2 protein-coding genes are annotated in these 11,766 nt (G+C 73.5%); both read right to left on the bottom strand.

Translation table 11 applies throughout. The annotated features are described in order from the left end of the window. Positions 1-85: 85 nt before the first annotated feature. The gene (locus ACWC1K_RS21290) at positions 86-8,461 is read right to left on the bottom strand and encodes a beta-ketoacyl synthase N-terminal-like domain-containing protein (protein ID WP_450833350.1); all 8,376 of its coding nucleotides are present in this window, start codon (positions 8,459-8,461) and stop codon (positions 86-88) included. A gap of 23 nt (positions 8,462-8,484) precedes the next feature. Beyond that, the coding region (locus ACWC1K_RS21285) for an SDR family NAD(P)-dependent oxidoreductase (protein ID WP_450833348.1) at positions 8,485-11,766 on the bottom strand (3,282 nt) is incomplete at its 5' end.

The following is an 11,766-nucleotide window of genomic DNA, read 5'->3' as shown; positions in this document are numbered from 1 at the left end:
GGCCGCTGTTCGCTCCGCGGGTTGTGCTGCGATTGGCCGTCGATCGACTCGGCCCCGCGCCCCTGTGGGGGCGCTCCCGAACCGCCTAGTCGTGATGGATCTCGATGGCGAGGTCGCCGAGGCGATAGATCCGCAGCGTCGACTTCCAGACGTGGGCGTCGCCGATGACGACGACCCGGCCGGGTTCGCGGCGGATCTCCTTGATGTGGACGTCGAACTCCATGTCGGGGTCGGTGCGCAGGATCTGGCCCCGGTAGCTCCAGGTCGTGTCGACGCCGGTCGCGAGGGCGAAACGCGGGTTGCGCAGGCCTTCGGTGAGGCCGGTCTCGACGGCGTACACCTGCATGCCCTGCAGCAGTGCCTCGACGCCGAGGGAGCCGGGCATCACGGGGTCGCGGTGGAAGTGGCAGGAGAAGTACCACTCGTCGGGCCGGATGGAGCGGTGCCCGCGCAGATATCCCTGGCCGTGTTCGCCGCCGCCGGGCAGGATGTCCACCCATTCGACGAGGTCGAGGTGGCCGCCGGCCAGCCGCGGGCCGCGGCGGGCGGTCTCGGCGGTCCGGAAGTCGCGCAGGTCGATGCGGCGGGTGCCGGACGGCCTGGCCGACTGCGTGTCCAGCCACGGCAGCACGTGCTGCCCCTTGTCCAGGCCGACCTGGTGGACGAGCGCCTTCTCGGTGAAGTAGCCGAAGAGGGACTCACCGGTGTAGAAGACCTCGCCGTCGCAGGAGAGTTCGTAGGAGAAGTTCTGCAGGATCGAGCCGGGCATCCGGTCGCTGGACAGCAGCGTCGAGCGGTGCTGGACGGTCTTCCCGCGCAGGTCGACGTCCTTGACGAGGGTGGCGTGGCCGTCCAGGTTGCGGATGCTGAACTGCTCCTCGGGGAAGGGCAGGGTGGCGCCCAGGTAGTAGCCGAGGAGGATGGCCGCCTGGAGGCTGGACTCCATGTAGACGCAGTTGGGCATGGACGGGTGGCCGTTGTCGGCGTAGTACCAGGCGTCCTCGGGCGAGTCGTACTCGGTGACCATCACGGCCCCGCGCTTGAGCGTGCCGCGTGTGCCCTCCAGTTTCATCACCCGGTCGACGAACAGGAAGTCGCCATTCGGGATGTACGGTGCCCGGCTGTCGGCGTAGATCTCGAACTCGGGCCCCATCGCGATGGCGAGGTCGCCTTTTGCCGCGTGCGCCATGTGGAACTCGTTGAGCAGCGCGGGCTCGCCGGTGGCCGGGGAGAGCCGGCCGAGGAAGTGCGGGACGGTGCCGGCGGTCTCCGGGCGGTAGGGCGTGCCGGGCTTCTCGCGCAGGCGGATGCCGAGGCCGGTGACGCTGATCGAGGGGGTGCCGTCGCGCAGCACGACCACGTCGGCGACGAGCGAGGGCCGGGGCAGCAGGTTCAGTTCCGTGATGTCGATGCGGTATTCGATACGGGCGTTGCGCGGGGTGATCTGTCCGCGCACCTTCACCTCGGTCCGCAGGTCCGGCACGGGCTGGAAGCGGGCGTCGGGGAGGGTGAGGTGCAGGCCGAGGGAGAGCGCGTAGGTCTCGAGGAGCTGTACGGCTCCTTCGGCGACGAGGGAGCCGGCCAGCACCGGGTCGTCGGGGAAGTGGCTGGTGAAGTACCAGGCGTCGGGGGCGAGTTCCTGGACGGCCTCGATCCGGCCGAGGCCGTGGCTGCCGCCCTTGCGGTCGAGGACGGTGACCTCGTCCGCCATCAGCAGCGGCCGGGTGGGCAGCCGCAGCGAGGTGTTGCAGCCGGGGGGCTGCCGGTGGCCGGGGCCGAAGACCTCGGCGATCCGGCCCTCGGCGAGGGCGTCGAGGTCGGCGGAGGTGAGGGAGGTGCGGTGGGTGGTGGCGAGCGGCTTGAAGGCCGTACGACCGGGGTCCGCGGTCACCTTGAGACCCGGGGCCACCCGGCCTTGCACCAGGCCCGGCGAACTCTCCAGCTCCTCGTCCGTGAAGAAGCCCGCGCAGGCGTTGTTGAGCTTGAGGATGAGCTCGCCGTCGGCGTAGCAGTCGTAGTGGAAGAAGAAGAGCAGGGTGTCGCCCTGGCGGACGAACTGGTCGATCCAGATGTCGTAGCGCAGGGTCTGCCCGGTGCGCGGCAGATCGCCCAGGAAGCTGAGGCTGCTGTCGAGGAGGCGGTAGACGCGCTGGCCGCGGTTGGTGAAGTCCGCGCCGAGATAGCTGATGAGCAGCAGGTCGCACTGGCCGGCCTCGATGGTGACGGCGGGCGGGACCTGGCCGTCGACGGCGTACCAGGCGTCCTCGGGCACGTCGTACTCGGTGCGGATGAAGGACGGCTTGAACTCCCCCGGTTCGGCGTCGAGTTGAGTCACACGTGTGGCGAAGAGATAGGGCGGGGCGGGGAGCCGTACGCGGCGGTCGTAGCCGTCGATGCGGGTGAAGCGGGGGCCGAAGACGTTGCCGACCTTGCCGACGGCGAACTCGAGGAGGTCGTGTTCGTCCCAGACGACACCCTCGGGTTTCGGCGGGCGCGGTGTGGTTGCCGGCGCGGCCGGTACGGACGTCGAGGCGGACAGCACGGCGGTGAGCTCCTCCCGCAACTCCCGCTGGGCGTCCAGGACTTCCTGGTGCGCCTCCAGGATCTCGGCCCGCAGGCTGCGTACGAGGGTGAGCGTGGCCGCATGGTCGTCCGGCTGCCGCGGCTTCTCCGGTACGGGCAGCGGGGCACCGAAGATCGCCGGGCGGGGCGGCACGTCGGCCCGCCCGGCCTGCGGCGGAACGACCGGCGCCGACACCGCGGCGGCGGGGAGCATCGTGATCGGTTCCCGCTCCAGCGAGAGCGCGGGTACGGGCGGACCGTCGGGGCGGGTCGGCATCGCGGTGTCCCATTCCGTGGCGTGGAATGCCGTGTCAGGCAGTTCCGGGGCTTGGTCGGGGGCCCCGGCGGTCACCGGGACGGAGGGTGACGCACCGAGCGGAGCGACGGCGGTCACTGCCGGCACGGGCGAGACGGCCGCCGAGCCGGGGGCTGCGGCTGCGGGCCCCGGCACGGGGGCACCACCGACCGGCACGGCACGGCCTTGCGGCACGGCTTCCCGGCCCAACGCGGGCGCCACCGGCAGGGGGGCGTCGGCGGGCGGGACGGTCGCCGCGGCCGGGGCGGCGGCTCCTAGCCCCGGCACGGGTGCGCCGACCGGCATCGACGAGACGGCAGGGCCCTGCGGCACGGCGTCCCTGCCAGTCACGGCCGCCACCGACGCGGGGGCGACGGGGGGCGCCGGGGAAACGGCCGCCGCGACCGCCGGCACCGACGGCACGGCACGGCCTTGCGGCACGGCATCCCTGCCCGACGCGGGCGCCACCGGCACGGAGGCGCGGGCGGGCGCAGGTGCGGGGGAAACGGGCGCCGAGTCCGGGGCCGCCCGTGCGGGCCGCGGCACGAAGGCACCACCGACCGGCACCGACGGCACGGCACCGCCCTGCGGCACGGCGTCCCTGCCAGTCACGGTCGCCACCGATGCGGGGGCGACGGCGGGCGCCGGGGAAACGGCCGCCGCGGCCGGGGGTGACCCTGCTGCCGCCGGCACCGGCACCGATGACACGGCGCGGTCCTGCGGTGGGGCGGGGTGGTTTCGCCGTGCGGCTCCCGGTGGAGGTGCCTGTGGTGCGGTTGGGGTCCGCGGATCGGCCTCACCCACCGGCACGTTCGTCGGCGCCGCACCATGTTCTTCCCGCTCGGCTCCGCCCATGACGGCAACGGCGGGCACCCGCCGTACCGCATCCAGCACCGGCGCAGCCGCCTCCTTCACCAGCGGTGCCACCGGTGTGCCGCCCACCGTGAAGGTGCGCAGACCGGGCGCGCGCCGGTGTGCTGCCGTGCGGGGGCGGAACGGGGTCAGGTCGACCGGGACGCCGTGGGTGGCGAGGCGGGCGACGAGGCGGGCCATGTCCGTGGCCCCGCGGGCTCCCCGGCGGTCGACGGGGACCGAGAGGTGCGGGTCGTCGCCGAGCGTCTCGTGGATCCAGCGGGTGCAGGTGCTGGAGGGGCCGACCTCGATGAAGCAGCGGAAGCCGTCCTCGTAGGCCCGTCGTATCAGCCGGGGGAAGTCGACCGTCTCGCGCAGGGTGACGGCGATGTTGTGGGCGACGACGTCCTGGTCGAGGGCGCCTACGGGAGCGTAGTGGCGGCTGCTGTAGAGGACGAGGTCACCCACGTCGCCGGTCGGGTAGCGGTTGAGGTCGGCGAGTTCCGGAAGGACCCCGTCCACCACCGGGCAGTGCATGACGTGGTTGGCGGGAGAGCGTGCGCTCTGGCAGCCCAACTGGTCGATCAGGTCACGGCATTGGGCGGGGTCGCCGGCGACGACGACCTCGGTCGGCGTGTTGACATGGGTGATGAAGACGCGGTCGTGGCGCTGCACGGCGGCGCGGACGGCGTCCGCGGGCGCCAGCAGTACGTGCGTGGCCCAGACCTGCTGGTCCGGCACCTCGTCGCCGATGCCCCACAGCGCCCGCACGGTCTTCTTGGGGCCGCGGAGCCGGTCGACGAAGAGCGGCGAGGCGTCGATCTTCGTCGTCGCGCGGGCCTCCTTGATCCAGCCGCCGGTCGCGAACAGCATGCTGCTCTCGCCGAGGCTGTAGCCGAACGCCCCGTGCACCGGCACCCCGAGCACCTCGCGCACCAGGTCGGTGGAGAGCAGGGCATAGCTGGTGCCGACGGCCAGCATCAGCGGGATGTCCTCGATCAACTCCGCCTCGCGGCCCATCAGTTCACGCCGGTCGAGCGGACCCAGGGCACGCGGGTACAGTGCCGCCGAACGCAGCATCTCCGCGGGCAGTTCGGCCTGCGCCTCGAAGCGGGGCAGGAGTCCGGGGAAGGCGCGGAAGAGCGCACGCCCGAGGCCGAGATACGAGTTGAAGGCGCCCGGGTAGACCAGTGCCGTCCTGGTGCCCGGCCCGCCCGCCGGCCGGGCGGCGAAGCAGCTCCCGGACGGCGAGATCCACTCGCCGCCCGCCCGGTACACCCCGGGCAGGTCCTTGGCGGCCTGGTCCAACTGCCGTACCAGCCCCGCCGGATCGTCGGCGACCAGGACAGCCTTGAGCGCGGCGGGCCGGTCCTCGGCGAGCCGTGCCGTCCAGTCGCCACCGCTCTCGACGGCATCGCGCAGTTCGCCCAGCCGCCGCATCAGGGTGTCGATGTCGTCGGCGCCGACCGGTACGACGAGACTGCCGCCGGAGCGCACCCAGTCGGTCGCCGCCACCTCGCCGCGCGTCTGCGCGCCGCCGAGCACCACATGGGCGTGGCTGCCCGCACTGCCGATGACGCTGACGCCGGCCGTACGACGTCCTTCGCGGCGCTCGCGGAGCCAGGGCCGCGAGTCGCCGGCGAGGAAGAACGCGGACCCGGCGAGACGGGCGCCGTCGACGCCTTCGGGCGCGACGGGCTGGTAGCCGTAGTGCAGGCACAGTGCGGCCCGGATGACGGAGGCGAGCGCGGAGGCACAACCGGTGTCCCCCACCGCGGAGTTGACCGCACTGACCGCGGTCCGCAGCGCCCCGCCGGCCCGCTCGGCGGACCACACGCGGCTGAGCCCTTCCAGCGTGCCGTCGTGCGCGGCCCCGGCCTCCACGAGCTCGACGTCGGCCGGTGTCACTCCGGCGGCGGCGAGGGCCTCCTCGGCCGCCGCGGCCACGAGGTCCGGCGCCGGCCGGGGGTCGAGGGTCGGCGAGTGGTGGACGGCCAGGGCGTCGACGGTGGCGTACACCGTGCGCTCGGGCGGGACGGAGCCGGGCCGGGTCACGATGACGGCACCGGCGCCGTCACCGAGCACGCTCCCGGGTGCCAGCAGCCCCCGGGCCCGCGTGGACTCCGGACCGGCCGCCAGGTCGACCGCTCCGACCAGGACCGCCTCGATGCTGGGGTCGAGCAGCAGCAGCCGTGCCGTGTCCAGGGCGTCGACACCGACGGCGCTGTCGGAGGAGACGGTGAAGGAAGGGCCGGTGAAGTTCCACAGGGAGGAGATCCGCGCCGCCATGATGCTGCCGATGTAGCTGAGGACCTCATTGGCCTCGATGGAGTCGTGGATGCCGTCCCGGGCGGCCCGGGTCAGCGCGGCGAGCTGCTCCTGAGTCGGCTCCAGACCGGCCGCGGCCGACCAGGCGGCCAGCTTGCGTCCGAGCGCGTAACGGGCGCCGTGCCCCTCGGCGCTCGGCTCCATCTCCATGCCGAGGACGACGGCGACCCGCCGCCCCTTGGCCCCGTCCTTGCCGCCGGGCGCGGGCCGCTCGTACCCGGCGTCCTTCAGGGCCTCCTCCGCGACCCGCATCATCAGCAGGTGCTGCTGGTTGAAGTGGTCGAGGTCCTTGGGCGGGATGCGGTACGAGGTGGCGTCCACCTCGAACCCGTCGATGTACGCGGCACGCGGCGCCCCGCCGTCGCCCAGGGTCTCGAACCCGCGCCACCGGTGGGACGGCAACTCCCGTACGGTGCCCGTGCCTTCGTATCCCGCCCGCTCGAACTCGTCGAGCGTGGTGAAGGACCCGAAGTGCGCGCCCATGCCGATGACGGCGAGGGACTGCGGTGTCCGCCGCTCGGTGCCGTCGTCCTCGGCGTCCGTCTCGGGTCCGGACAGGACGACGTGCGCGTTGGTGCCGCCGAAGCCGAAGGCCGAGACGGCGGCCCGGCGTGCGCCGCCGGTGGCGGGCCAGGGCGTGGGTTCGCGCACGACACGGTCCGCGACCGTGCCCGGCAGCGGCTCGGCCACTTTGATCGTCGGCGGAATGACGCCGTGTCCGAGGGCGAGGACGACCTTCACCAGGCTGCTCATGCCGGCCGCGGTCAGCAGGTGCCCGATGTTGCCCTTGACCGAGCCGAGCAGCGGGGTGCGCCCGAAGTGCCGTTCCACACCGTCGAGTTCGGTGCGGTCGCCCAGCGGGGTTCCGGTGGCGTGGCACTCGACGTACTGGATGTCCTGCGGTTCGACACCCGCTTCCCGGTGGGCGAGTTCGTACGCGGCGAGCTGGCCGCTGACGTTCGGGGCGAGCAGGTGCTTGCCGGGGCCGTCGTTGCCGAGGGCGACGGCGTCGACGACGGCGTACACCCGGTCCCCGTCCCGGCGGGCGTCGGCGAGCCGCTTGAGGGCGACCATGGCCGCGCCCTGCCCGGTGATGATGCCCTTCGAACGGGCGTCGAAGGGCTGGCTGAAGCCGTCCGGCGGGTAGGCGTGCAGATCGGAGAAGGACAGGTGGATGACGGTCGGGTCGGGCGCGCAGACCCCGCCGGCCAGCATCAGGTCGGCGCGCCCGGTGGCGAGTTGGGCGCAGGCGAGCTTGATGGCGTACAGCGCGGAGGAGCAGGCCGCGTCGAGGGTGTGGCGCGGGCCGTCGAGCCCGAGCGCGGCGGCGACCACATGAGCGGGAAGCCCGCCGGGCCACAGATTGTGGGCCTCGGCCCGGGCCCCGAACGGCCCGAGGTGGCGGGCTTCGGACCGGGTGTCCGGCGGCCCCTGCGCCGAAGAGCCGCCCCCGTCACCGGCCGGGCCTGCGCCCAGCCGCCCGAGGTCGTCGACCCCGACACCGGCCCCCAACGACCCGAGGCGGTCAACTTCGGACCCGGCGCCGAGCAACCCCTGCGCCGAAGAACCGCCCGGGTCACCGGCCGGGTCGGCGCCCAGCCGCCCTGGGTTGTGGGCCTCAGCCCGGGCCCCGAACGGCCCGAGGCGGTCAGCTTCGGACCGGGTGTCCGGCGGCCCTTGCGCCGGAGAGCCGCCCGGGTCACCGGCCGGGCCTGCGCCCAACCGCCCGAGGTCATCGACCCAGACCCCGGCCCCCAACGACCCGAGGCGGTCAACATCGGACCCGGCACCGAGCAACCCCTGCGCCGGACCAGCGGCCCGGCCACCGGCCGCACCGGCGCCCAACCGCCCGAGGTCGTCGGCCTCGGCCCGGGCGCCCGACGGCCCCTGTGCCGGACCGGCGGTCCGGTCACGGGCCGGGCTGCCGTCCGCCGCACCGGACGGCAACCCGGCCGCGGGGAAGCCGGCCGCCGCGAGGCCCTCGGAGACCGCGGCGTCCCACAGCTTCCCCGCTGTTCGGCCGGAGGCCGGGGTGGGGAACGGGTAGTTCCCGAACACCACCCCGGTCCTCCGGCCGGCCGCCCGGCCGTCCGCGGCAGCGGGGGATACACCCGCGTCGGCCAGGGCGTCTGCGGCGACCCGGAGCGCCCAGTGGAACGAGCGGTCCAGGCCGGCCAGGTAGTCGGCGGGCAGCAGGTACCCGGAGGGGTCGAGGTCCGGCGCGGCCTGGAGGAATCCACCGCGCGTGCAGTAGATGCGGTGCCGGTCCTCGCCGTCGCCCTCGGCGAGCGGATCGTGTCCGAAGATCCGTTCACCGCCCTCGGTGCGCGAGTCGACCGCGCCCATCAGGTTGCTCCAGTAGGCGTCGGGCGTGGCCGCCCCCGGGAAGAGGCAGGACAGTCCGACGATCGCGTACTTGCCCATGACGGATCAGCCTCCGAGCCTCGTCAGACCGTGACCGCGGCGGCCGCCCGGCCCTGCTGCCTGAACCGTGCGTCCAGCTCCGCGTCCTCGACCGCGACCACGTCCTCCAGGACGGCGAGCACACGGCCCTGCGGGTCGAGCGCGGTCACCGTGCAGGTGACGCCGGTCCGGCCGGGCCGTACGTCCTCGACCGCGATGAGGAAGTCCCCGTCGGACGGCAGCGGCGCATACAGGCTCAGCCGTCCGATCTCCATCGGCAGGCAGGCCCGCCCGCGCTGCTCGCGCACCCACACCAGCACGGCCTGCAGCAGCAGGTCGGCCAGGACGGGGCTGTGCAGCCGGGTGTGGTAGCCGCCGAGCGCGGGCCGGTCGTCGGTGAGCCGGGCCCGTACGAGGAGCCGCTGCTCGTCGCCGGCCAGCAGCGTGCGCAGTCCACGCAGGGAGGGCCCGTGGAAGAGCGTGCCGTCGCGGTACAGCCGTGCCGCGTCCTGCCCGGCCGCGCCGCGGGCGATCCCCGCCAGGTCGGCGCGGTCGGCGGGCCGCTGCCCGGCGTCTCCCGTGGTCAGCCGGACGCTGTACGCGGGCCTGCTGCGACCGCTGCCGTCCACGGAGGAGGCGAGCACGTCGATGCCGTCGTCGGCGGGCTCGACGGACAGCCGCAGCCGCTGCGGCTGCTGTGCGTCGGGCTCGTCCCAGGCGACACCCTTGAACACCTTGAACCCGCTCGCCCCCACGACGGCTTCGCCGGTCGCCGTCTCGACGGCGTTCGCCAGCACGCCGAGTGCCGCGGTGGCGGGCAGCACCCGCCGGCCGCCGATGGTGTGGTCGGTCAGCAGCGGCTGGTCGGCGAGGTCGGTCAGGGGCCGGTCGACGACCAGGGGGGTGAACGCGGAGGCCTGCGCCGCGGGCGGCGCGGACAGCGGGGTGAGCGGACCGGTGACGATCACCGTGTCGTGCCCGTGCCCGGCCGTGAACTGCTCCGCGAACATGCCCGCACCGGTCGCCAGCGGCACCAGGGCGATCCCGCGCGAGGCGAACATGGCACGCAGGTCGTCGGAGACCATACCGCCGTCCCAGGCGCCCCAGTTCATCGCGGTGACACGCGCGGAGGGCAGTTTCCGCTTCAGCCGTACGGCGATGCGGTTCAGCGCCTCGTTGGCCATGGCGTAGTCGGACTGGCCGCGGTTGCCGAAGAACCCGGCCACGGAGGAGAAGAACACGAGGTGCCGCAGCTCGGCGATCCCGCGCAGGGCGTCCAGCACATTGCCCAGCCCGATCAGCTTCGTGCCCAGCACCCGGCGTATCTCGTCCGCCGACTTCTGCGCGATGAGCCGGTCGGCGAGGACACCGGCCCCGTGCACGACACCCGTCACCCTTCCGGCGTACGGCGTCAGTGCGCGGCGCACCTCGCCGGCGTCGGTGATGTCGGCGGTGAGGTACTCGACCCGGGCGCCGGTGGCGGTGAGCCGGGCGAGGTTGGCGGCGATCTCCCGGGAGGCGGTGATCTCGCGGAACTCCCCTTCGACTGCCCGTGGATTGGGCTTCTGTCCGCTCTGCGCGGCCCGCCGGGCGATGAGCCCGCGCAGTGCCGGGCCTTCGTGCCCCACGGCCCAGTCGGGCTCCGGCGCGGGCCGGCTGCGGCCGAGCAGCAGCAGTCCGGCGGGCCGGGCGGAGACCAGCGCGTGCAGGCAGTCGGCGGTGATGCCGCGGGCGCCGCCGGTGACGACGAACAGGTCGTCGGAGGAGATCTCCGGGACGACTGCCGCGTGTGCCTCGTGCGGCTCGGCCGCGAGTGCGATCGTGCGCCGCCCGGCCGGGTCGTGCGCCACGTCGGCGTGCTCGGCCGACAGGTCGTGGATCTCACCGAGGAAGCGCGCACCGACGGTGGTGGGGGCCAGCTCCGGCGCGAAGTCGACCGTGCGGGCGAAGAGTTCGGGCACCTCGATGCCGAGGGTCTTCACCAGTCCGCCGACCCCGCCGAGCAGCGGGGAGGCGTCGCCGCCACCGCGGTAGCCGTTCGCCCCGTCGAGCCGGGTGACGGCGACGAAGGCGGCGCGGGTGCCCTGTGCGGCGACCGGCTTCAGTGCGGCCAGGCTGTGCTTGGCGACCAGCAGGCAGTGCTCCAGGCGCTGCACTCCCTCGCCCCACTCCTGCCCCGCCGCGGCGGCCATCTGCACGACGAGATCGACCCGCCCGCTCACCAGCGTCCCGGCGAGCTCACTCTCCTCCCAACTCGCCAGCCGCCGCACGGCATCCGCCTCCGGCACGACACCGTCGACACCGGGCAGCGCGACGATCTCCACCCGCCAGCCGTCCCCGCGCAGCGCCCCGGCGAGCGGCCGGGTCAGCGTCGACCCGTCGTCGACGAGAACCGCGGTACGCGGTTCGGCGTACGCCCCGACCAGGGTGTGCGGCGGGGCGATCTCGACGACGTCGGCGTAGGTGCGGCCGATGCCGGGGGCCGGTGGGTAGGTGACGGCGAGGGGGGCGGTGGGCGCGGGGGCCGCTGCCTGGGGAGCGGGTTCGCTGGAGACGGCGGACACGGAGGCGAGGAACCCGGCGATGTCGTCGAGGGTCCGCAACTCCGCGAGCACCTCCGGATCGACATCCTCCGAGACGGGATACGCCTCCTGCAACGCCCCCAGAATCTGCACCCGCTTGATCGAATCGATGCCCAAATCGGCCTCGACATCCATACCCGGCTCCAACATCTCCACCGGGTAGCCCGTCTTCTCCGCCACCGCACCCATCAACGCCTCCATCACACCGGCGGCGACAGTCGAGTTGACGACGGGGGTGGGCTCGGGCTCGGGCTGCGCAGGGGCACGCTGTGGTGCGGGCTCGGCGGAAACAGTGGAGGCCAGGAACCCGGCAATGTCGTCCAGCGTCCGCAACTCCGCGAGCACCTCGGGATCGACATCCTCCGAGACGGGATACGCCTCCTGCAACGCCCCCAGAATCTGCACCCGCTTGATCGAATCGATGCCCAGATCGGCCTCGACATCCATACCCGGCTCCAACATCTCCACCGGATAACCCGTCTTCTCCGCCACCGCACCCATCAACGCCTCCATCACACCGGCGGCGACAGGCGAGTTGACGACAAGGGCGGGCTCGGGCTCGGGCTCGGGAAGGTTCACGGTCTCGACCGCGGAAGTGATCGGCTCCGGAGCCGACTCGGCAGGCACCGTGGAGGCGAGGAACCCGGCGATGTCGTCCAGCGTCCGCAACTCCGCGAGCACCTCGGGATCGACATCCTCCGAGACGGGATACGCCTCCTGCAACGCCCCCAGAATCTGCACCCG

The organism is Streptomyces sp. NPDC001492 (genome assembly GCF_053597275.1).
Note: the sequence above shows the minus strand (reverse complement) of the source record. Positions and strands in the feature narration are given on the sequence as shown.

Bases quoted from the DNA above. Each gene is read 5' to 3' on its own strand.
- ACWC1K_RS21290 (WP_450833350.1), bottom strand. From the start codon at position 8,461: ATGGGCAAGTACGCGATCGTCGGACTGTCCTGCCTCTTCCCGGGGGCG.